Genomic DNA, 21,063 nt, shown 5'->3' with positions numbered 1-21,063 from the left:
TCTTTACCGCAGAATAAAAGCTGTATAAAGAACGTCGGTGACAACCTGTTTGGGTTGCCCAACAACGAGCGGAGTCGCGAGCGTCTCTTTGATGGCGGCAATGAGCTGTTGCTTACCTTCTTCGGTGGCGAGCGTAGCCGCGTTCTGGCGAGAGAACAGCAGCAGCAAGCGGCTGCGCACTTCCGGCAGATATTCGTTAAGACGTGAACGCGTTGCCTCGTCTTTCATGCGCAGCGTGATACCGATATACAGTACACGGTCCGCATCACCCAGATTGACGGTAAAGGTATCCAGCGCAAAGAATACCGGGGCTGGCGGTGGAGCCGGTTCCGCTTTGACGCTGGCGGACGGCTGCTGCTGCATGCGCCAGTAGCTATAACCCGCAGTTGCGCAGGCGGCGAGGGTAATCAATACCAGCAGAGGGATCCAAATAGCGCGTTTACTTTTTTTGTTAATCGCGGAGTCAGTCATCAGATACGGGCTTCCTGTTTCGGTACAGCTTATGGGCTGATTATCCCGTGTCCTGTCCACGACAAAGCGTGGAAAAGACGCGGATAATCATGCTACCTCTGGCGTTAGGCGAAGATGTCTACTGCTCCATCACCGCGTGCTGCGGCTTGCAGTGAGGCTGGCGCTGCCAGTACGGCGTCATCTTCAGCGGCAAAAATGTCTTGTCCCTGAGCGCGACCCGCCTGCTGTTGCTGCCCGGAAGACTGCTGATTACCGGCAAAGCTTTCACTGCTGATACTGCTTTGCCCAAGCTGGATCCCGCTTTCAGCCAACTGCGTACGCAGCATCGGTAACGCAGCTTCCAGCGCAGCGCGCACGTGACTGTGTGGCGATACCATTTGCAACTGCGCGAGGTTGTCATCCAGCTTGAGGGAAATGTGCACCTGGCCCAGATCCTGTGGATGCAGACGCAGTTCTGCGCTTTGCTGGCCCTGGCGAGTAAACAGGGTGACGTGCTGGCTCAGTGATTGCTGCCATTCCTGGCTACCCAATGGCGCGCTTAGCACAGGTGCGGCGGTCGGTAACGGCTGAGCGTGGGACTGCGGGCCACTTAACGGCGCCGTCGTCATGCCAATGCTGGTCGGCGAAGGGGAGCTTTCAATTTCCGCTCTGGTCGTCGCCGCTGCCGTCAACGGGGTTAATGTCGGATTGTTTGTCTGATCTACGCTGCTGGCAGGCGTTGCAATATCCGCTTTGCCTTTTTTGGCATCACCTGGCAGCAATTCGCCAGCATTATCGGCGATAGCGCTGTGTACCGAGCCTCGTGACAACGCCGAAAGCGTCGCATCAACGGGGGCTGGCGAGCTGTCGACGGCCGGCGTGGTCTGCGGTTGTCCTGGCAGCATGGCGAACAACGCGCTCAGGTTGGCGAGATCCTCATCGCTCAGTGCGGTGTTTTTTTCATCCTGCTGAGCGACTTTGCCCAGAGTCGTCAGGGCATTAACTTTCAGTGAGGGCGTGAGGGCAGACAACAGTTGCTGAGCGTCTGTCATGTCGACAAGAGAAGCATCAGTGTGCATCTCTTTTTGCGCCAGTAGTTCGGTCAACTTGAGCGACGGTGCTGAATCGCCATCTTTTTGCAATAACCCTTTTTGCAGTTTGCTACCGGCCGCCTGTAAGTCGGCAAACGACAGCGGGGCGTCTTTACCCTGCGCGTTGTCCGCACCTAATGCACCCGCCAGCAGCGCTAAAAAATCCTCGGGTGAATCAACCGCTTTGCCTGACTGAAGACCTGCGGCTACGTCGGTGTCGGTGGTAATCAGTTGGGGTAAAGTAATCATTCGGGTTTCCTCATAGCTGCGCGCTGAGCAAATTCATCCATTTTTTTCTGATCCAGGCGGTTTTCGGCCAGTAACGCCGCCGAGGTTTGTCTGTCCTGCAGAGTCTGCCACGCCTGTAAACGTTGTTTTTTGTCGCGCCAACTGTTCAATGCCTGGTCTACTTTCTGCGTCCACTGATTGAGCTGTTGGCGGTGTTGCTCAATCGCTTTTTCCAGCGTCTGAATAAATTGTTGGTAATTGATCCAGCGATTACTGGTAATCCCCTGACCCATGTCACTGTTCAGATTGTTGCGGTACTCATGCTGATAATCGATCAGCATTTTCAACTGCTCTTCCGCCTGCTGACAGCCACGACGCATCTCTCCCAATAAGACAGCGGCGTCATCTACCTCTTTTTCAGCCAGGTCTTTCAGTGTGGCTAATGCACCATGTTGTGCCATGACCTATGCTCTCCTGCTTACTCACACACCAGGGAAAATCAGTTCTAACGCGTGCAGAGAATCTTCCCAGTCCGCCCGTTCAAAAATGCCTTGCTGTAAGAATGCTTCCAGCTGTGGCCATAGGGCGATGGCTTTATCCAGCATGGGATCGCTGCCTTTGGCATACGCCCCCACGCTGACCAGATCGCGGTTGCGCTGGAAGCTGGATAGCAGCTGTTTAAAGTTACGTACCCGCGCATAGTGTTGTTCACTAATAAGCGCGGTCATGGCGCGGCTGATCGAGGCTTCAATATCGATGGCCGGATAGTGACCCGCTTCGGCCAGATGACGGGACAGCACAATGTGGCCGTCCAGAATCGCGCGCGCGGAATCCGCAATGGGGTCCTGCTGGTCGTCACCTTCGGTCAGTACCGTGTAAAACGCGGTAACGGAACCGCCGCCGTGAATACCGTTCCCGGCGCGTTCGACCAGCGCCGGTAATTTGGCGAATACTGAGGGGGGATAACCTTTCGTTGCCGGCGGCTCTCCGATCGCAAGGGCGATCTCACGTTGCGCCATCGCGTAGCGGGTGAGGGAATCCATAATCAGCAATACGTGCTGTCCACGATCGCGAAAATCTTCGGCGATACGCGTGGCATAGGCCGCGCCTTGCATACGTAACAGCGGCGAGACATCTGCGGGAGCGGCAATCACCACCGAGCGTGCACGACCGTCGGTACCGAGAATATTTTCAATAAAATCTTTAACTTCGCGACCACGTTCGCCAATCAGACCCACGACGATAACATCGGCCTGGGTATAGCGCGCCATCATGCCGAGCAGAACGCTTTTACCGACACCGGAGCCCGCGAAAAGTCCCATACGCTGACCGCGACCGACGGTTAACAACGCGTTGATGGGACGTACGCCGGTATCCAGGACGTGTTCAATCGCGGTGCGTTGTAGCGGGTTAAACGGCGGCGTAATCAGCGCCCCGGTTTCGGTGGTATCCGGGGCGGGCAGACCGTCGAGCGGTTTGCCGCTCCCGTCCAGCACACGACCCAGCAATGCAGGGCCAAGCGGTAATTGCTTCCCGCTTTGCAGGCCTTCTCCGGCAATGTTTTTTGCGTACACGCGTGCGCCGGGCAGAACGCCTTCAACCTCTTCGAGGGGCATCAGAAACAGACGCTGACCGTTAAAGCCCACGACTTCACTTTCGACCTCCTGGGTTTCGTTGCCGTCCTGGCGTTCAATAACGCAGGTGGCGCCCAGCGGTAACTGTAATCCCGTGGCCTCCAGCACCAGCCCGGTGGCGCGGGTCAGGCGACCGTAACGGCGCACCGCAGGCAGCAGCGACATTTTCTCTTCGAAGCTGTCCAGCGTGTTGAGCCAGCGAGTCAGGCGAGTGGTCATTACACGACTCCCGGCGCTGCCAGACGGCAGAGTTCTTGCCAGCGCGTGGCGACGCTGGCATCCAGATCGCCTTCATCGGCAGAGACTTTACAGCCGCCGTGATGCAGCGTCGGATCGCCGCGCAGCCGCCAGCCGTGCAGGCTGAGGGTCGCACCGAGCATCTCCTCTACACGCTGGAGATCGTCCGGATGTACGCGTAGCTGCGGTTTACCGCTAAACAGCGGTTCTTGCTGCAACAGCTGTTGGATTTGTTTAATCAGCGCAGCGTTATCCACAATAGGCGTCTGACCTATAACCTGACGCGCAGCTTCCAGCGCCATTTGCATCAGACGCGAGGCAATGACGCTGTCCAGCGCGTCCAGCGTATTCTGAAACTCGCTCACCAGTTGCTGCATGCGGGCGTGGATCGGCGCATGCTGAGCGCGCGCCTGGTTCTGGCCTTGCTCCAGCCCCTGACTCAGGCCTTCCTGATAACCTTGTTCGTGGCCTTTTTGTCGACCTTCCGCCAGACCCGCGTTATAACCTTGCTCATGGGCCTGCAGTTGCAGCTGTGCGAGCTGCTGTTCAAGCTGTTGCTCTGCGGAAAGCTCTGGTTCTTCTGTTTCTTCTGACAGCGGGGTTTCGCTGTGGTCAGCCAGGACGAACTCCGCCATCGGTGGGGCGAGGTCGTCCGGGGTCCAGACTTTCCACGGCAGTTCGTTAGACATAGGTATCCTCGCCGCTGCCTATCACCATCTCGCCGGTTTCCGCCAGACGACGCACAATAAGCAGAATGGCTTTCTGTTCGTTTTCCACCTGCGACAAACGCACCGGACCGCGGTTGGCGAGGTCGTCGCGCAGAATATCGGCAGCACGTTGCGACATGTTGCGCAGGAACTTCTCGCGCAGCGGCTGTTCGGCACCTTTCAAGGCAATCAGCAACGATTCGGAATCCACTTCCTGCAGCAGGCGCTGGATACTGCGATCGTCGACATCCACCAGGTTCTCGAACAGGAACATCTCGTCGATAATTTTCTGCGCCAGCTCGCCGTCGAATTCGCGTACGGCGGTAATAACCGCTTCTTCCTGCTGGGTTTTCATCAGGTTGATAATTTCTGCCGCCGTTCTCACGCCGCCCATTTTGCTGCGCTTGAGGTTCTGGCCATCGAGTAGGCCGTTGAGTACCTCGGTCAGTTCTGCCAGCGCGGCAGGCTGTACGCCGCCAAAGGTGGCGATACGCAGCATCACGTCGTGACGTAAACGCTCGTCGAACAGCGCAAGAATATCGGCGGCCTGGCCCCGCTTGAGGTGCACCAGAATGGTGGCGATAATCTGCGGATGCTCGTCGCGGATAAGGTCGGCGGCGCTTTGCGGCTCCATAAAGTTAAGCGTTTCAATGCCGCTGGTGGTATCGCGGGTTTCCAGAATATCTTCCAGCAGACTGGAGGCACGTTCCTCGCCCAGCGCTTTCACCAGCACGGAGCGCAGATATTCGTTGGCGTTGATATTCAGCGCGGCAAACTGTTCGGCTTCTTGTTCAAATTCGGCCAGCACTTCCGTCAACTGCTTGTTGGAAATCTGGCGAACGTTGGCCATCGCCGTACTGAGCGCCTGAACTTCGCGCGTGGAAAGGTGCTTAAACACCTCCGCCGCGCGATCTTCGCCAATGGTCATCAGCAGGATGACGCTTTTATCGGTACCGGTAAGATTACTCATGATCGTTACTCATCCACTGGCGAATGACCAGCGCCACGACGCGCGGATCGTTATCTGACATTTCACGAATACGCTGACTCATGACTTCTGCTCCCAGACGCTGATTAGTACGACGCTGCTGGGTTTGTTCGTCTTTGCTGAGGCGAACTTCTACCGCTTCTTCGGTTTCCTGACGGACACGCGTTTGTTCTTGTACGGCTTTCGCTTCTTCACTGCGACGGACCAACTGCGGACGAACGGCTTTCCGCCACAGGATCCACGCCACCAACAGAACCAGCAACCAACGACCTGCGGACATTAACTGATCAATAAAGAACGGCTGTTTCCAGAACGGTAGCTCGCCAATGGAATCGTCGGTCGCCGTGAAGGGAGAGTTCACCACGTTCAGGGTATCGCCACGCTTGTCGGAGAATCCCATCGCTTCGCGGGTTAGATCCTCAATCTGTTTCATCTGCTCGGCGGTTAACGGCAACGGTTTGCCGTCTGGTAACGTTTTGTAGTTGACCACGACAGCCACCGAGAGACGCTGCACATCGCCAACGTTCATTTTGGTATGGCGAATGGTGCGGTCAACTTCATAGTTGCTGGTTTCATTGCGCTGAGTATTGCGCGGGCCGGCATTATTACTGTTATTCGCCGTCTGTGCGTTTTGCGTATTTTGCGCGTTTTGCTGATTAGCGGGTGGGTTGGCGATTGGCGCAGTATTTGCCGGAGCGGGCTGATTTGACAACGCGCCCGGGACGCCGCCTGGTGCTCCGCTACCGACCTGCTCACTGACGTTCAACTGACGAGAACGCAGCACGGCCTGGGACTCATCACCGTTTGGACGGTACTGTTCTTCGGTTTGCTCTTTGTTGGCAAAATCCAGCTGCGCGGTGACCTGCGCATGTACGTTACCGTTGCCGACAATCGGCGACAGAATTGATTCGATACGGCGCTGAACGCGGCCTTCGACGTCGCTGGCGTATTTCAGCTGCGCATCGTTAAGATCGCGGCTACTGGTATTCGACTGGGTTAACAGATGCCCCGCCTGGTCGACCAGCGTAACGTTGCCCGGCGGCAAGCCTGCAACAGCGCTGGAAACCAGATGCGTGACCGCACTGATCTGACCTTCATCCAGCGCGCGACCCGGCTCCAGGTTGACGGTGACGGAGGCTGAAGGCGCTTTTTGCTCACGCACAAACAGCGACGGTTTCGGCATAGCCAGATGCACGCGGGCGCGTTTTACCGGTCCCAACGTTTCAATCGTACGGGCTAATTCACCTTCCAGCGCGCGCTGGTAGTTGACCTGCTCGCTAAACTGGCTGATACCAAACTTTTCCTGATCCAGCAGTTCAAAACCCACCGCGCCGCCTTTGGGCAGACCTTGCTGCGCCAGACGTAAACGCAGTTCGTGGACTTTATCGGCAGGAACTTCAATGGCGCCGCTTCCCTCAGTAAAACGGTAGGGAACGTTCATCTGCGTCAGTTGGGTGACGATCGCGCCACCATCCTGATCGGAAAGATTGCTGAACAGCGTGCGGTAGTCAGGCGCTTTGGCCCACAGGACCATCGCCACGATGATCGCGACGGCAGCGGCTCCCGCCACAATCAGAGGAATTCTGGGATTCGCGCGCAGGCGGTTTAACCACTCGAGAGGTTTAAGCTGGGTTGCAGTCGATGCTGTCGCACTCATCTCGCACCTCGTGGCTTATCGTGGACGGCGTTTTTTGCAAAGTGGAACAAGACTCACTCCCGGGTCAGCAAACTCGAAAAATTGACGGTCTCATTATTTGCGGTTTCGAATTTTTCTATGCGTTAAAAACCGTGGTTTTTTATCGTTATTTAACGCCTTTATCTTATTGACTAACTGGTAATCTCAACTACGTAAAAAATTATCCAGGGGATCAGAATGTCGGCAATACAGGGGATTGAAGGGGTCATCAGCCAGCTACAGACCACGGCGATGTCAGCAAAAATGCAGGATATGCAGCCACAACCGACCGTGAGCTTTGCCGGTCAACTGCATGCGGCGTTAGACAGGATCAGTGATGTACAAACCGCATCCCGTGTGCAGGCTGAGAAATTTACCCTCGGTGAACCGGGTATTGCGCTGAACGATGTGATGACCGATATGCAAAAAGCGTCGGTATCGATGCAGATGGGGATCCAGGTGCGCAACAAACTGGTGTCGGCGTATCAGGAAGTGATGTCGATGCAGGTGTAGCAAGCCGAACATTCTCCCGCTGCGTCGGGCAACGGGAGAATCGCATTACTTCTGAATTAAATAACGAATCGTTGGACCATCCTGCTGAATATCCAGCACCGTGTAGCCGTGATTACGCGCATCCAGTGGAATATTGTTGATTGACTGCGGGCAATCGCTCACCACTTCCAGAATCTCACCTTTCTTCAATTGCGGCATCGCTTCCAGTGTGGCGACAGCCGGGTACGGACACGGCTCGCCGACCATATCGAGGCGATAATCAGGCACGATATTTTTCATACAGACTCCTTGGCAGGCGTCAGCCCAGCGCGACGGAAGAAGCGTTTTTCCCAGCCGATGATGAGCATCAGCGCGGTAAATAACAGCAGATAGGTTACCAGCAGGCCACCGAGCGGGCCGAAGGTGTTGAGCAGATTCACTTTGTCCCAATTGGTGGCAAGCGCGGGAGCAAAATCATCCCAGTAGTAGGCCAGTATGGTCGAGCCAATAACGTTGCCCAGACCCACCCACCAGTAATGCACCTGGCCTTCAACGGCGCGGTACATCCAGCCGGTTTCACACCCGCCCGCCAGAACAATGCCGAAGCCGAACAGCAAGCCGCCGATCACCGCATTCGGACCTGCCCACATGATTTTAGGCTCGACGCCCAGTTGTACGTAGCTAAAGATACCAATGGCGCTGACCGCCATCCCGAAGATGATCGCTTTCGCCATATGGGTGCGACCGGAAATCCACAGGTCGCGGAAGGCGGAGGTGAAGCAGATTTGCGCCCGTTCAATCAGCAGCCCGAACCCGACGCCGAACAGCATAGCCAAACCAAGTTTGGGCTTATCCATCGCAGTGAGGAGCGCCCAGCCGATCATGGCGATAAACACCAGCATGCCGAGGCGGAAACGGCGACGGGCCTGATCCGGCTTTTGCGTTAACGGAGAAGCGGCGGAGACTTTCTGCATTTTGACCGGAATACGAAACATCGGCAGCAGGGTAAAGCGTGCGCCAAACCATGAGCCAATAGCCGTTGCCAGGGCGAAAAACCAGGCGTGTAGCGAGAACTGTGGAATACCGGTGAAGAATGCGGCCAGGTTACAGCCCATTGCCAGCCGGGCGCCGAATCCGGCAATCATTCCGCCGACTATCGCCTGCATAATGCGCACCCGACTGCGCGGCATGCGTAATTTGACGTTGTTTGCCCACAATGCGGCAGCAAAACAGCCCCCGAACATACCGAGGATCATCATGCCGTCAATGCGGGTCAGGGGTGAGCCTTCGAGATGGATCAGCTTGTAGTATCCCCATTCTTCGGCGTGAACGCCAAACAGTTGCAGGATTTGACCACCCCAGCGAGTGAATTCGCCGGTAACGGCCCAGAAGGTTCCCGTAATGCCGAAATAGTAGGTAGAGAGAATACCCGCTGCGATGACCGCAGGGGCGGGGGCCCAAAATTTAATTAACCAGGCCTGTTTGAAGTGTTGCCATGACATGCGTTGTGCCTCTGAACTCAGAAGGTATGTAACAAGAAGTGTGGATACTACACCGATCAGAATTTTTGACTATGAGTAATAAGAGGTAACACCGTCTGGATCAATCTTTCTCGACACTGCCGAAAGGCTGGCGACATCAGGCCTTTAATGCCACAATCCCATTTTCTTCGCATGCAGGATGAATGATGAAAAAATTAGCAATCGTTGCTGTATTTCTGGCGCTTACCGGATGCGCCGAAGTAGAAAATTATAACGACGTGGTGAAAACGCCAGCGCCAGCCGGTCTGGAAGGATACTGGCAGTCAAAAGGTCCGCAACGCAGTCTGGTGAGCCCGGAAGCGATTGCCAGCCTGGTGGTAACAAAAGAGGGCGACACGCTGGATTGTCGCCAGTGGCAGCGAGTGATCGCGCTGCCGGGGAAACTGACGATGATCTCTGGCGATCTCACCAACGTGACGGTGAAACGCGAGCTGTATGAGATTGAGCGGGAAGGCAATACGCTGGAATATAACGGTATGACGCTGCAGCGGGTCGACCGCCCGACGCAGGAATGTGCTGACGCGTTAAAGAAAACGCCGCTGACCACGCCACTGCCATAAGCTATACGCCCCGGTAGCCAACGGCCACCGGGGTTGAGCTTTATAACACGTCTTCAATCACCCACACGCTGACGCTACCGCCGTTACAATAAAACGTCGCTTCACCGTTTTCATCGGTGACCACGCTTTCTTCGCGATTTCCCAGATAGTCGCGCCAGGTTTTATTCCCGTAATTCGCACCGAGATTGATGGTCTTTTCCCCGTCATCGCCGTTAGACAGAACAACCACACAGCCGGGATCGTCGTCCGTTCCGCTGCGGCTAAAAGCGATACAGTTAGGGTGATCGAAAAAGAGCGTCTGTACCCCGTGTGCGAAGCGCTGGCGCGCGAGGATCAGTTCATCAAGCTGTTCAATGATCGGCATGTCGATAGGATAGGTTTCGCCATCGCCGCCGGTGTCTTCGTAATGCGCTCCGTAGAGGTCAGGATAAAACACTGACGGCACGCCGTTTTCGCGCAACAGGATCAGCGCATAGGCCAGCGGCTTAAACCACGCTTCGACAGGGGCTTCCAGCGCCTGCAAGGGCTGAGTGTCGTGATTGGCCACCAGCGTGACGGCATGAAACGGATCGGCTTCCACCAGGGTGTCGGTGAAAATCTGACTCATGTCGTAATCGCGTCCCTGACGGGAGGCTTCGTGGAATTTCATCTGCAAAGGGGCGTCGAATAACATGGTTTTCCCCTCCACCTGATTAATGTAGGTTTGCAGCTTGTCGACTTCATGCGACCAGTATTCCGCGACGATAAACAGCGGCTTGGGGGCGACTTCCTGCACGTGCTCAATCCACTCTTTATAAAACCATGCCGGAATATGTTTCACGGCATCTAAACGAAAGCCGTCACACTGGGTTTGCTCCATCACCCAACGCGCCCAGTATTTGATCTCTTCGGTGACCGCGTGATTGCGAAAATCGATGTTTTCGCCCATCAGATAATCAAAATTACCCAACTCATCATCAACCTGATCGTTCCAGCCTTCGCCGGTGTAGTCGTTCACGATTTTAAAAATGCCGTCTTCGGTTGGATTTTCGATATGGTCAATACCGCTGAAGCATTTAAAGTCCCAAATGAATTGCGAGTACTTGCCTGCGCGGGCAGGGAAGGTGTAGCGCGTCCAGCCTTCGCATTCGACGATCTCATCGTCTATTTGCGTGCGATCCTCGGCGTTAACCCGCTGGACACGAATATTCTCTTTCTCATCTGCGCCCATTTTGTGGTTAACCACCACGTCGAGCAGTACGGCAATATCATTGTGTTTTAGCGCGTCTATCGCCGCCAGCAGCTGGTTTTTATCGCCATATTTGGTGGCGACGGTTCCCTTTTGGTCGAATTCGCCCAGATCAAACAGATCGTAGGAGTCGTAGCCAACGGAATAGCCGCCGGATGCGCCTTTATAAGCGGGAGGTAACCACACCATATTGATGCCGATGTCATTGAGTCCACCTGCGCGTTCGGCAAGTTCGGGCCAGAGTTGACCGCCCTCGGGGTAATACCAGTGAAAATACTGCAATAACGTGGGATTTTTCATCTTCCGTGCTCCAGAAGTCGTTTGGCCGACCTCTGGAGTATGGAAGATTATTCAGACGAGACGGGAAATTATTGTGGTGCAGTGGGGGCGTCGGGAACTAACAGCATGCCGGAAAGACGGCCATAAGCGTTATTTAGCGTCTTTTGGCGCGTCGACTGACCGATGAGATTGCTGAGTTCATCCAGACGCTGCTGCAACAATGTTTTGAGCAGTTGTTCGTTATCCAGCGTCTGTTTAATGTACCCGGCCACTAAATCCTGAATACTTCGCGTAATGCCTGGTGGAGTTTGCTCTTCCATGACCACTTCAATACTTTGCAGATAGGTAACTTCCTGTTCCAGTAAAAGGTCCCATTCACCGCGCTGCGCCAGTTCCAGCAGTGAGTGACTGAGCAGCGCGATGCGCTGCCAACGGTTGATAAACTCCACGGCTGAGGTCATTAACGAGACTCCTGGGAAGATGCTTTCGGTGAGATCTGTTTCCAGGCATCTGCAATGTTGCCGAGTAACCCTTCGACTTCTTCAATGGCCTGACAATCATTACGCAAGTTAGCTTGCAGTAAACGGCGAATCATATAGTCATACAGAGAAGACAGATTGGTGGCGATTTCGCCGCCATTCTCTTGATCAAGTCCTGCCTTCAGGCCATTGTCGATAATATTAATGGCTTTACTTAACGCCTCACCTTTGGCGACGATATCACCCTGTTGCATAAACAGGCGAGCGCGCACCAGGGCGCTGTTCGCGCCATCAAACAACATTTCAATCAGCTGATGTGGGTTGGCGCTCATTACGCCACTCTCTATGCTGACCTGTGCATAGGCTTTGGTACCGCTCGCGGTATACATGCTTACCTCGTGTTATCAGGAATTACTCATCGCCGTAAATTGCTGGCCCAGATAGTTACTGGTGCTATTCAGCTTGCTCATCATGCTATCAAGCTGCGTAAACTGTGCTTTGTAGCGCGCGACGGTATCGTCGATGCTGTTGCTGACGGCCAGATACTGTTTGGTCAGCTTTTTCAGCGTGGCGTTAATATTGTCCTGGGCAACGTCAATAATGCCGTCATCGGCCAGGTAACCTTTTACTTCGGTGGCAATTTTGGTGGTAATACCGGTTTCTTTACCATCACCAACCAGTAATTGACGAGTCGCCGCGGTGTTATCTTTCAGCGCTTTTTCGAGCTTAGTGTCGTCAATCTTCAGCTTGCCTGAGGTACCGTCGGTGGTAATACCGATTTCGCCCAACGTTTTAAACGCACCGTCGCTGGCGCCGTTGGCAAACTGGGCGCGTATGCCTGTCTGAATAGTACGCACCGCGCTGTCGCCGAGCAGTGCACCATTATTCGTATCCTGAGTTTCGGCACCAGGATCAACTTCAGTGTATTTGGTCAGCGCGGAGAAAGTATCCAGCAGCGAGTTGTAGGCATCAACCCAACCTTTGATTGCTTCTGTCGCTTTTTCATTGCTCTTGGTGACGGTGATCCGCGCGTCGGTGACTTCTTTAGTCAGATTCAGCGTCACGCCCTGCGGTGCATCGGTAATGGTGTTGCTTGGGCGTTCAATATCAATGCCGTTAACTTTCAACAGTGCATTTTTAGCTTCCACCAGCTGTTTCATATTTCCGCTGCCGGCGGTGCTGTCGTAGGCCAGTAAATCATTGAGCTTACTGTCGCCGCTGACGGAAATGGTCATCTTATTATCGACACCGCTATCGGCCGTTAATACCAACTGATAATCATTTTCTTTAACTTTAACGATGCTGGCGGAAATACCGCTGTCGGCGTCGTTAATGGCATCACGGATCCCTTCCAGCGACGTTTGGTCTCTGCTGAGTTTAATTTCCAGCGGCTCTTTGCGACCTTTTTGCTCAATTTTAATGGTGCGGCTGTCGGAGGAGGTATCACCTAACGCCTCTTTCACCGAACTGATACCGCTTTTGGTACTTAATGATTGCGCCTGCGCCAGTTGCGCTACGCTAATCATATAGGTCCCCGGCGCTGCGCCAGCAGTGGTCGTGGCCGTCAGATCTTCTGTACTGCTGGTTACGGTTGTGCTTTTAAACAGATCGGCGCTGTTCAGCGTTGTATTTGCCGTCTGGAATTTTTCCAGCGCGCTTTTTAGCGTGCCGTAGGCGGTTAATCTGGCCGTATTCGTACTCTGCTGTTGGGTAATTGGGGTTAAGCGTTTTTTTTCAGCAGTAGTCAGGTTTGTTAGCAATGTATCCAGTGGTAAGTTTGAGCCGACGCCCAATGAAGTAAATGAAGGCATGCCTAATTCCTTGTGATTGCAAACAGTAGTTAAGCGGGTTATCGGCAATCTGCGCGCAAAGTTTAATGATAGTTTTGTAAAAATAATGCGCAGAATAATGGCATATAAAGAGGGTATTTCAGGGGCTAAGAAAAAAGAGAGCGGAAAGTAAAAATTTCCTAAAGTTCGAATTTAAGGTGCCGATACATGGGTTACGGTGAGAAACCGTGGGCAACAGCCCAATAACATCAAGTTGTAATTGATAAGGAAAAGATCATGGCACAAGTCATCAATACAAACAGCCTGTCGCTGTTGACCCAGAACAACCTGAACAAATCTCAGTCCACTCTGAGCTCCGCTATCGAGCGTCTGTCCTCTGGTCTGCGTATCAACAGCGCGAAAGACGATGCTGCTGGTCAGGCGATCGCAAACCGCTTCACCGCAAACATCAAAGGTCTGACTCAGGCTTCCCGTAACGCTAACGACGGTATCTCCATCGCGCAGACCACAGAAGGTGCTCTGAACGAAATCAACAACAACCTGCAACGTGTACGTGAACTGACCGTTCAGGCAACTAACGGTTCTAACTCCGATAGCGACCTGACTTCCATCCAGAACGAAATCACTCAGCGTCTGGGTGAAATTGACCGCGTATCCGGTCAGACTCAGTTCAACGGCGTGAAAGTACTGGCTCAGGACAACACTCTGAAAATTCAGGTTGGCGCTAACGATGGCGAAACTATCTCCATTGACCTGAAAAAAATCGATACTCAGAGCCTTGGTGTAGCTGATTTCCGCGTGAACGGTGCGCAGAAAGCCACTGCCAGCGATTTGGTCTCCAAGTTTGGCGCGACTGGTACTGATAACTACAGCGGAAAAGTTAAAATTGGTGCTGCTGCTGCTGCTGATGTTACAAACATCACTGTTGATATAAAAACTCAGGGTGTACAGGTTGGCGGCAAAGACATGTATGTCAGCGCCAAAGATGGAGGATTAACTGACAATTCCTCAGAAGTTAACACAGCATCAGCAGTCTATACGACGACGTCAACTGCCAACGCCAGTGCAACGAGTATGGCAACTTTGGGTGCAAATACCAAAGTTGGTGAGAAATTCAATTTTGACGGTATGGAGTTTACTAAAACTGCTGAAGGTACCGATCCAACATTTGGTAATGGTACCTATACTGCAAAAGTTGATGGTAAAACAGTTACCTTTACCATTGGGGCATCAACTGATGCTTCTGGTACCGATGCTGAAGTGAAAACTGACGTGGCTTTACATACCAGCCAGAATGGTACACTGACAACTGCAGCAACTACCGCAAACAAAGCCGCTACCGTTACCGATTTGCAGAATGCGAACGCAACCAAAACTGGCAGCACGCTGAAAGCGAGTGGCGCAACTTATGCCGTTGATATTGATGGTAACGTGACCACTGGCGGTAAAACCATGTATGTTACTACCGATAAAAACGGTAGCGCTAAACTGGTTAACGAAGACGTTGCTAAAGCAAGCACCAGCACTGCAGATCCGCTGGCTGTTCTTGATAAAGCTCTGGCACAGGTCGATGCGCTGCGTTCTGACCTCGGTGCGGTGCAGAACCGTTTCGACTCTACCATCACCAACCTGGGCAACACCGTTAACAACCTGACTTCTGCACGTAGCCGTATCGAAGATGCTGACTACGCGACCGAAGTGTCCAACATGTCCAAAGCACAGATCCTGCAGCAGGCAGGTACTTCTGTACTGGCACAGGCCAACCAGGTTCCGCAGAACGTACTGTCTCTGCTGCGTTAATTTACGCTTACTGCGCAAACCCCGCTCCGGCGGGGTTTTTTACATTCAGCTTTACCCGTAACCCCCAAATAACCCCCCATTTCACCCACTATTCACCCGATTAAAACCCCTGCAGAAACGGATAATCATGCCGATAACTCATTTAACGCAGGGCTGTTTATCGTGAATTCACTGTATACCGCTGAAGGTGTAATGGATAAACACTCGCTGTGGCAGCGTTATGTACCGTTGGTGCGTCACGAAGCATTGCGCCTTCAGGTGCGTTTGCCGGCGAGCGTAGAACTGGATGACCTGCTACAAGCGGGCGGCATCGGGTTATTGAATGCAGTCGACCGATATGACGCTTTGCAAGGAACGGCATTTACCACTTACGCAGTGCAGCGTATTCGTGGAGCGATGCTGGACGAACTACGTAGCCGGGATTGGGTGCCGCGTAGCGTTCGGCGCAATGCTCGCGAAGTGGCACAGGCGATGGGGCAACTGGAGCAGGAATTAGGGCGTAACGCGACGGAAACCGAAGTGGCGGAGCGTCTGGCTATTCCTGTGCAAGAGTATCGTCAGATGTTGCTTGATACCAATAATAGCCAACTCTTCTCCTACGACGAGTGGCGGGAAGAGCATGGCGATAGTATTGAGCTGGTGACGGAAGAACATCAGCAGGAAAACCCGTTACAGCAGCTACTTGAGGGTAACCTCCGCCAGCGCGTGATGGACGCGATCGAAGCGTTGCCGGAACGCGAAAAGCTGGTGTTAACGCTGTACTACCAGGAAGAGCTGAATCTGAAAGAGATTGGCGCGGTACTGGAAGTGGGGGAGTCACGGGTTAGCCAGTTGCACAGTCAGGCCATCAAACGTCTACGCACCAAGCTGGGTAAGCTATAGGGGTACATCATTACCCCTGAACAATGCCGCATTACGAATTGACTACCAGGAGTTCTCATGACGGTGCAGCAATCAAAAAGACGGCCTCTAAGCCGCTACCTCAAAGATTTCAAACACAGCCAGACGCATTGCGCCCATTGCTTTAAGTTGCTCGACAGGATCACGCTGGTTCGCCGCGGGCAAATTGTGAATAAAATCGCCATCGCCCGACTGGACACGTTGCTGAATGAAGCAGAGTGGGAACAGGAGAAAAAAGAGTGGGTGGCGCTGTGTCGTTTTTGTGGTGATTTGCACTGCAAAGAGCAGAGCGACTTTTTTGACATTATCGGCTTCAAGCAATTTTTATTCGAGCAGACCGAAATGAGTCACGGCACGGTACGCGAATACGTTGTGCGCCTGCGTCGCCTCGGGAATCATCTGACCGAACAAAATATCTCTCACGATCTGCTGCAGGAAGGGTTTCTCGACGAAAACCTTGCCCCGTGGCTACCGGAAACCAGCACCAACAATTACCGCATCGCCTTGCGTAAGTATGAGCAGTTTAAAGCCCATACGCATATGGGACATATGCAGAAATCCTCCTGGACAGCCAGTTCTGATATATATTAAAAACGAATAAGGTGTAACAGAGTCGTGTTTGTGGATCACGGCAAACGCTTTACACTGTAGTCATAAATGATAGTCACTAATGACAATATTCGGGGTAACTATGAAATTAGCACTTCTGGGACGTCAGGCTCTGATGGGTGTAATGGCTGTTGCACTTGTCGCCGGAATGAGCGTGAAGACTTATGCAGATGAAGGTCTGTTAAATAAAGTTAAAGAGCGCGGCACGCTGCTGGTGGGCCTGGAAGGGACCTATCCCCCGTTTAGTTTTCAGGGCGATGACGGCAAGCTGACCGGTTTCGAAGTGGAGTTTGCCGAGGAACTGGCCAAGCATCTTGGAGTGAAAGCCACGCTGAAGCCGACCAAATGGGACGGTATGCTGGCTTCTCTTGATTCCAAACGCATTGACGTGGTCATCAACCAGGTGACTATCTCTGATGATCGTAAGAAAAAATACGATTTCTCTACCCCGTATACGGTCTCTGGTATCCAGGCGCTGGTGAAGAAAGGCAATGAAGGCGTTATTAAGACTGCTGCCGATCTGAAAGGTAAAAAAGTCGGCGTGGGTCTGGGAACCAACTATGAAGAGTGGCTGCGCCAGAACGTGCAGGGCGTGGATATTCGTACCTATGATGATGACCCGACCAAATATCAGGATCTGCGTGTAGGTCGTATCGACGCCATCCTGGTTGACCGTCTGGCCGCGCTGGATCTGGTGAAAAAAACCAAGGATACGCTGGCCGTTACCGGTGAAGCATTCTCCCGCCAGGAGTCCGGCGTGGCGCTGCGTAAAGGCAATGAAGATCTGCTGAAAGCGGTGGATGCAGCCATTGCTGAAATGCAGAAAGACGGTTCACTGAAAGCTCTGTCTGAAAAATGGTTTGGAGCAGATGTGACGAAATAATCGTCATCTGATGAAAAAAGGCGCCTTTAACAGCGCCTTTTTTTATTTCATTGCGCCTGAACGTGCATAATAAAAGAACATCACAACAACGAATACCGGAGGCTGTATGCCGCTGCATAATTTAACGCGCTTTCCACGTCTGGAATTTATTGGCGCGCCAACGCCACTCGAATATCTTCCGCGCCTCTCAGATTACCTCGGGCGCGATATTTTCATTAAACGCGATGACGTCACGCCGATGGCTATGGGCGGCAATAAGCTGCGTAAGCTGGAGTTTCTGGCCGCAGACGCGCTGCGTGAAGGCGCGGATACGCTGATAACCGCGGGTGCTATTCAGTCTAACCATGTTCGCCAGACGGCGGCGGTCGCCGCTAAGCTAGGCCTGCACTGCGTGGCGCTGTTGAAAATCCGATAGGCACCACTGCCGAAAACTATCTCACCAATGGCAACCGTCTGCTGTTGGACCTGTTTAATACGCAAATTGAAATGTGCGATGCGCTGACCGATCCGAATGCACAGCTACAGGATCTGGCGACGCGGATTGAAGCGCAAGGGTTCCGCCCGTATGTGATCCCGGTTGGGGGCTCCAATGCACTGGGTGCGCTGGGCTATGTGGAAAGCGCGCTGGAAATTGCCCAACAGTGTGAAGGGGCCGTTTCGCTCTCTTCCGTAGTGGTGGCCTCGGGTAGTGCGGGAACCCATGCCGGACTGGCCGTGGGCCTGGAGCAATTGATGCCTGACGTCGAACTTATCGGCGTGACCGTCTCACGCAGCGTGGCGGATCAAAAGCCCAAAGTTGTTGCACTTCAGCAGGATATTGCCAGGGAGCTGGAACTGACGGCCTCAGCGGAAATCCTGTTATGGGACGATTATTATGCGCCGGGCTACGGTACGCCAAACGAAGAGGGCATGGAGGCGGTAAAACTGCTGGCGCGTCTGGAAGGCATTTTGTTGGATCCGGTGTATACCGGCAAGGCGATGGCGGGTCTGATTGATGGCATTAGCCAGAAGCGCTTCAAAGATGAAGGGCCAATTCTCTTTATTCATACTGGTGGGGCGCCTGCGCTGTTTGCCTACCACCCTCACGTGTAACGACCAGGTAGAAAAACGCTAATGCATGAAAGTATCCAACTGGTGATTGATTCTCTGCCGTATCTGCTCAAGGGCGCAGTGTTTACGCTGCAACTGAGTATCGGTGGGATGTTCTTTGGTCTCGTGCTGGGTTTTATCCTGGCGCTGATGCGTCTGTCGCCGCTGCTGCCTGTGCGCTGGCTGGCGCGCTTTTATATCTCTATCTTTCGCGGAACGCCGTTGATTGCCCAGCTGTTCATGATCTATTACGGTCTGCCGCAGTTTGGTATTGAGCTTGATCCTATTCCGGCGGCGATGATTGGCTTATCGCTTAATACGGCGGCCTACGCTGCGGAAACGCTGCGTGCGGCAATCTCCTCCATCGACAAAGGGCAGTGGGAAGCGGGTGCCAGTATTGGTATGACGCGGTGGCAAACCATGCGCCGGGCAATCCTGCCGCAGGCTGCGCGGGTTGCGCTCCCGCCGCTGAGTAACAGCTTTATCAGCCTGGTGAAGGACACCTCTCTGGCCGCGACTATTCAGGTACCGGAACTGTTCCGTCAGGCGCAGTTGATTACCTCGCGTACGCTGGAGGTATTCACGATGTATCTGGCAGCCTCGTTGATTTATTGGGTGATGGCGACGGTGCTTTCTGCACTGCAAAACTATTTTGAAGAGCAACTGAATCGCCAGGAGAGAGAGCCGAAATGAGTGCTATCGAAGTCAGAAACCTGGTCAAAAAATTCCATGGGCAAACGGTGCTGCATGGGATCGATCTTGACGTCAAACCCGGTGAAGTTGTGGCGATTATCGGGCCGAGCGGTTCGGGCAAAACGACGCTGCTGCGCAGCATTAATTTGCTGGAGCAACCGGAGGCGGGCACCATTAAGGTGGGTGAGATTACCATTGATACCGCGCGTTCGTTAACTCAGCAGAAAGGTCTGATTCGTCAGTTGCGCCAGCACGTGGGCTTTGTGTTCCAGAACTTTAATTTGTTCCCGCATCGCACGGTGCTGGAAAACATTATTGAAGGTCCGGTGATTGTTAAAGGCGAACCGAAAGCCGAAGCGACAGCCCGAGCGCGCGAACTGCTGGCGAAAGTCGGGTTAGCTGGTAAAGAAACCAGCTATCCGCGGCGTTTGTCCGGCGGGCAGCAGCAGCGCGTGGCTATTGCCCGGGCGTTGGCGATGCGACCTGAGGTTATTCTTTTTGATGAGCCTACCTCCGCGCTTGATCCTGAACTGGTTGGTGAGGTACTTAACACCATCCGCCAACTGGCGCAGGAAAAACGCACCATGGTGATTGTGACGCATGAAATGAGCTTTGCGCGCGACGTTGCCGATCGGGCGATATTTATGGATCAAGGACGGATAGTGGAGCAGGGGCCCGCTAAGTCCTTATTCACGCATCCGCAGCAACCGCGAACCCGTCAGTTTCTTGAAAAGTTTCTGATGCAATAAATAGTGCATGCAGCACTCGTCGAAATTGTTTTTTGGTGAGTGCTGTTCGCATAACTATTTATAATTATTGCTTTATTATTAACTCCCAATACTGCTACTTCCTGCCGTCGTTGAGTAATACTCAAGTAATTGACCATTTGTCCGATAATTTGCATATATAAAATACATTTATGTGTTAGCTTGTTTCATATGTTTGGATGATTATCAATCTCAGGGGTATTACCACTTAGTATGCAGGGTCATGATTTCTTCACCTGGCGACGGAGTATGCTGTTACGCTTTCAGGAAATGGCGACGGCAGAGGATGTCTATAATGAACTACAACAACAGACGCAGCATTTAGAGTTCGATTTTTACGCGCTCTGTGTTCGTCATCCCGTACCTTTTACCCGACCTAAAACGTCGCTTCACACGACCTATCCCAAAGCATGGGTGGCGCATTATCAGTCCGAGAATTATTTCGCTATTGATCCGGTGCTGAAGCCTGAAAACTTCAGTCAGGGGCATTTACCCTGGAACGATACCTTATTTCGCGATGCACAGCCCCTGTGGGATGCTGCGCGCAATCACGGTTTACGTAAAGGGATGACGCAATGCTTAATGTTGCCTAATCGGGCGTTGGGTTTTTTATCGGTATCGCGTGCGAGTGTCCGTAATAGTCGCTTTGCAAACGATGAGGTAGAGCTCAGGATGCAACTACTGGTGCGGGAAAGCTTGTCGGTACTGACGCGGCTGCAAGATGACATGGTCATGGCGCCAGAGATGCGCTTTAGTAAGCGGGAAAAAGAGATATTGAAATGGACGGCAGAGGGGAAAACCTCTTCAGAGATAGCGATAATTCTGTCGATTTCTGAAAATACCGTTAACTTTCACCAGAAAAATATGCAAAAGAAATTTAATGCACCCAACAAAACGCAGATCGCCTGTTATGCCGCGGCAACCGGGCTGATCTGAGTAAATT

Annotated in this window: 22 protein-coding genes and 2 pseudogenes; 11 read left to right on the top strand and 13 right to left on the bottom strand. The window is 53.1% G+C overall.

Features of this window, described 5'->3' with window-relative positions; all coding sequences use genetic code 11:
• Window positions 1–3: 3 nt before the first annotated feature.
• The 7 genes from fliL to fliF all read right to left on the bottom strand — a co-directional run bounded on the left by fliL (window position 4) and on the right by fliF (window position 6,992).
• On the bottom strand, window positions 4–471 hold the full coding sequence (gene fliL / locus B9P82_RS23395) for a flagellar basal body-associated protein FliL (protein WP_016153493.1): 468 nt from the start codon (window positions 469–471) through the stop codon (window positions 4–6).
• Between the two features lie 104 nt (window positions 472–575).
• A complete protein-coding gene (gene fliK / locus B9P82_RS23390) occupies window positions 576–1,790 on the bottom strand; it encodes a flagellar hook length control protein FliK (protein WP_101701029.1) in 1,215 nt (404 codons plus the stop codon).
• Window positions 1,787–2,230, bottom strand: a complete 444-nt coding sequence (fliJ, locus tag B9P82_RS23385) for a flagellar export protein FliJ (protein ID WP_016153491.1) — start codon at window positions 2,228–2,230, stop codon at window positions 1,787–1,789. Before fliJ ends, fliK begins: the two co-directional genes overlap by 4 nt.
• A 21-nt stretch (window positions 2,231–2,251) precedes the next feature.
• Window positions 2,252–3,622: a flagellar protein export ATPase FliI gene (gene fliI, locus B9P82_RS23380; protein ID WP_016153490.1), complete on the bottom strand. Its 1,371-nt coding sequence runs from the start codon at window positions 3,620–3,622 to the stop codon at window positions 2,252–2,254.
• Window positions 3,622–4,329: a flagellar assembly protein FliH gene (fliH, locus tag B9P82_RS23375; protein ID WP_046274966.1), complete on the bottom strand. Its 708-nt coding sequence runs from the start codon at window positions 4,327–4,329 to the stop codon at window positions 3,622–3,624. The genes fliI and fliH overlap by 1 nt, the downstream gene beginning before the upstream one ends.
• Complete coding sequence (gene fliG / locus B9P82_RS23370) at window positions 4,322–5,317, bottom strand: flagellar motor switch protein FliG (RefSeq protein ID WP_016153488.1); 996 nt, start codon at window positions 5,315–5,317, stop codon at window positions 4,322–4,324. The genes fliH and fliG overlap by 8 nt, the downstream gene beginning before the upstream one ends.
• Window positions 5,310–6,992 carry a flagellar basal-body MS-ring/collar protein FliF gene (gene fliF, locus B9P82_RS23365; RefSeq protein ID WP_016156841.1) on the bottom strand — a complete coding sequence of 561 codons (1,683 nt, stop codon included), beginning with the start codon at window positions 6,990–6,992 and terminating at the stop codon, window positions 5,310–5,312. The genes fliG and fliF overlap by 8 nt, the downstream gene beginning before the upstream one ends.
• 216 nt (window positions 6,993–7,208) lie before the next feature.
• On the opposite strand from fliF, the gene fliE reads away from it, so the two are divergent.
• Window positions 7,209–7,523 (top strand): flagellar hook-basal body complex protein FliE, encoded by a 315-nt coding sequence (gene fliE, locus B9P82_RS23355; protein WP_016153486.1) that lies wholly within the window; start codon window positions 7,209–7,211, stop codon window positions 7,521–7,523.
• Between the two features lie 45 nt (window positions 7,524–7,568).
• Here fliE and yedF read toward each other — a convergent pair whose 3' ends face one another.
• Window positions 7,569–7,802 (bottom strand): sulfurtransferase-like selenium metabolism protein YedF, encoded by a 234-nt coding sequence (yedF, locus tag B9P82_RS23350; RefSeq protein ID WP_000790504.1) that lies wholly within the window; start codon window positions 7,800–7,802, stop codon window positions 7,569–7,571.
• On the bottom strand, window positions 7,799–9,025 hold the full coding sequence (yedE, locus tag B9P82_RS23345) for a selenium metabolism membrane protein YedE/FdhT (RefSeq protein ID WP_225622987.1): 1,227 nt from the start codon (window positions 9,023–9,025) through the stop codon (window positions 7,799–7,801). The genes yedF and yedE overlap by 4 nt, the downstream gene beginning before the upstream one ends.
• A gap of 164 nt (window positions 9,026–9,189) precedes the next feature.
• On the opposite strand from yedE, the gene yedD reads away from it, so the two are divergent.
• Window positions 9,190–9,603, top strand: coding sequence for a lipoprotein YedD (gene yedD / locus B9P82_RS23340; RefSeq protein WP_101701028.1), 414 nt, complete (start codon window positions 9,190–9,192; stop codon window positions 9,601–9,603).
• Between the two features lie 40 nt (window positions 9,604–9,643).
• Here the strand turns inward: yedD and amyA are convergent, their stop codons facing one another.
• The 4 genes from amyA to fliD all read right to left on the bottom strand — a co-directional run bounded on the left by amyA (window position 9,644) and on the right by fliD (window position 13,400).
• Complete coding sequence (gene amyA / locus B9P82_RS23335) at window positions 9,644–11,131, bottom strand: alpha-amylase (protein ID WP_101701027.1); 1,488 nt, start codon at window positions 11,129–11,131, stop codon at window positions 9,644–9,646.
• A gap of 68 nt (window positions 11,132–11,199) precedes the next feature.
• Window positions 11,200–11,571: a flagella biosynthesis regulatory protein FliT gene (gene fliT / locus B9P82_RS23330; RefSeq protein WP_003030458.1), complete on the bottom strand. Its 372-nt coding sequence runs from the start codon at window positions 11,569–11,571 to the stop codon at window positions 11,200–11,202.
• The gene (fliS, locus tag B9P82_RS23325; protein ID WP_046274968.1) at window positions 11,571–11,978 is read right to left on the bottom strand and encodes a flagellar export chaperone FliS; all 408 of its coding nucleotides are present in this window, start codon (window positions 11,976–11,978) and stop codon (window positions 11,571–11,573) included. Before fliS ends, fliT begins: the two co-directional genes overlap by 1 nt.
• Window positions 11,979–11,993: 15 nt before the next feature.
• Window positions 11,994–13,400, bottom strand: a complete 1,407-nt coding sequence (gene fliD / locus B9P82_RS23320) for a flagellar filament capping protein FliD (protein ID WP_101701026.1) — start codon at window positions 13,398–13,400, stop codon at window positions 11,994–11,996.
• 255 nt (window positions 13,401–13,655) lie between these two features.
• On the opposite strand from fliD, the pseudogene B9P82_RS29500 reads away from it, so the two are divergent.
• From B9P82_RS29500 to sdiA, 9 genes and pseudogenes are all read left to right on the top strand, one after another.
• Window positions 13,656–14,024: pseudogene (locus tag B9P82_RS29500) on the top strand (flagellin FliC); the annotation flags it as partial.
• Window positions 14,025–14,345: 321 nt separating this feature from the next.
• Window positions 14,346–15,179, top strand: a complete 834-nt coding sequence (locus B9P82_RS29495; protein WP_371412089.1) for a flagellin — start codon at window positions 14,346–14,348, stop codon at window positions 15,177–15,179.
• Window positions 15,180–15,341: 162 nt separating this feature from the next.
• Entirely contained in the window at window positions 15,342–16,061 is a 720-nt protein-coding gene (gene fliA / locus B9P82_RS23305; RefSeq protein WP_016153479.1) for an RNA polymerase sigma factor FliA, read from the top strand.
• A gap of 57 nt (window positions 16,062–16,118) precedes the next feature.
• Window positions 16,119–16,670, top strand: coding sequence for a flagella biosynthesis regulatory protein FliZ (gene fliZ, locus B9P82_RS23300; protein WP_016153478.1), 552 nt, complete (start codon window positions 16,119–16,121; stop codon window positions 16,668–16,670).
• A 100-nt stretch (window positions 16,671–16,770) separates the two neighbouring features.
• Complete coding sequence (tcyJ, locus tag B9P82_RS23295; protein ID WP_016156835.1) at window positions 16,771–17,571, top strand: cystine ABC transporter substrate-binding protein; 801 nt, start codon at window positions 16,771–16,773, stop codon at window positions 17,569–17,571.
• Between the two features lie 106 nt (window positions 17,572–17,677).
• Window positions 17,678–18,663: pseudogene (gene dcyD, locus B9P82_RS23290) on the top strand (D-cysteine desulfhydrase).
• Between the two features lie 21 nt (window positions 18,664–18,684).
• A complete protein-coding gene (gene tcyL / locus B9P82_RS23285; RefSeq protein ID WP_003030474.1) occupies window positions 18,685–19,353 on the top strand; it encodes a cystine ABC transporter permease in 669 nt (222 codons plus the stop codon).
• Window positions 19,350–20,102: an L-cystine ABC transporter ATP-binding protein TcyN gene (gene tcyN, locus B9P82_RS23280; protein WP_003030477.1), complete on the top strand. Its 753-nt coding sequence runs from the start codon at window positions 19,350–19,352 to the stop codon at window positions 20,100–20,102. Before tcyL ends, tcyN begins: the two co-directional genes overlap by 4 nt.
• Before the next feature lie 231 nt (window positions 20,103–20,333).
• A complete protein-coding gene (gene sdiA / locus B9P82_RS23275) occupies window positions 20,334–21,056 on the top strand; it encodes a transcriptional regulator SdiA (RefSeq protein WP_016156833.1) in 723 nt (240 codons plus the stop codon).
• Window positions 21,057–21,063 lie beyond the last annotated feature (7 nt).

Source organism: Citrobacter sp. L55 (assembly GCF_002850715.1).
GTDB lineage: Bacteria > Pseudomonadota > Gammaproteobacteria > Enterobacterales > Enterobacteriaceae > Citrobacter > Citrobacter braakii.
The sequence above is the reverse complement of the archived record's forward strand: the minus strand, read 5'-3'. Positions and strand labels throughout refer to the sequence as shown.

Bases quoted from the DNA above. Each gene is read 5' to 3' on its own strand.
- fliL (WP_016153493.1), bottom strand. From the start codon at position 471: ATGACTGACTCCGCGATTAACAAAAAAAGTAAACGCGCTATTTGGATC.
- fliK (WP_101701029.1), bottom strand. From the start codon at position 1,790: ATGATTACTTTACCCCAACTGATTACCACCGACACCGACGTAGCCGCA.
- fliJ (WP_016153491.1), bottom strand. From the start codon at position 2,230: ATGGCACAACATGGTGCATTAGCCACACTGAAAGACCTGGCTGAAAAA.
- fliI (WP_016153490.1), bottom strand. From the start codon at position 3,622: ATGACCACTCGCCTGACTCGCTGGCTCAACACGCTGGACAGCTTCGAA.
- fliH (WP_046274966.1), bottom strand. From the start codon at position 4,329: ATGTCTAACGAACTGCCGTGGAAAGTCTGGACCCCGGACGACCTCGCC.
- fliG (WP_016153488.1), bottom strand. From the start codon at position 5,317: ATGAGTAATCTTACCGGTACCGATAAAAGCGTCATCCTGCTGATGACC.
- fliF (WP_016156841.1), bottom strand. From the start codon at position 6,992: ATGAGTGCGACAGCATCGACTGCAACCCAGCTTAAACCTCTCGAGTGG.
- fliE (WP_016153486.1), top strand. From the start codon at position 7,209: ATGTCGGCAATACAGGGGATTGAAGGGGTCATCAGCCAGCTACAGACC.
- yedF (WP_000790504.1), bottom strand. From the start codon at position 7,802: ATGAAAAATATCGTGCCTGATTATCGCCTCGATATGGTCGGCGAGCCG.
- yedD (WP_101701028.1), top strand. From the start codon at position 9,190: ATGAAAAAATTAGCAATCGTTGCTGTATTTCTGGCGCTTACCGGATGC.
- amyA (WP_101701027.1), bottom strand. From the start codon at position 11,131: ATGAAAAATCCCACGTTATTGCAGTATTTTCACTGGTATTACCCCGAG.
- fliT (WP_003030458.1), bottom strand. From the start codon at position 11,571: ATGACCTCAGCCGTGGAGTTTATCAACCGTTGGCAGCGCATCGCGCTG.
- fliS (WP_046274968.1), bottom strand. From the start codon at position 11,978: ATGTATACCGCGAGCGGTACCAAAGCCTATGCACAGGTCAGCATAGAG.
- fliD (WP_101701026.1), bottom strand. From the start codon at position 13,400: ATGCCTTCATTTACTTCATTGGGCGTCGGCTCAAACTTACCACTGGAT.
- B9P82_RS29495 (WP_371412089.1), top strand. From the start codon at position 14,346: ATGTATGTCAGCGCCAAAGATGGAGGATTAACTGACAATTCCTCAGAA.
- fliZ (WP_016153478.1), top strand. From the start codon at position 16,119: ATGACGGTGCAGCAATCAAAAAGACGGCCTCTAAGCCGCTACCTCAAA.
- tcyJ (WP_016156835.1), top strand. From the start codon at position 16,771: ATGAAATTAGCACTTCTGGGACGTCAGGCTCTGATGGGTGTAATGGCT.
- tcyL (WP_003030474.1), top strand. From the start codon at position 18,685: ATGCATGAAAGTATCCAACTGGTGATTGATTCTCTGCCGTATCTGCTC.
- tcyN (WP_003030477.1), top strand. From the start codon at position 19,350: ATGAGTGCTATCGAAGTCAGAAACCTGGTCAAAAAATTCCATGGGCAA.
- sdiA (WP_016156833.1), top strand. From the start codon at position 20,334: ATGCAGGGTCATGATTTCTTCACCTGGCGACGGAGTATGCTGTTACGC.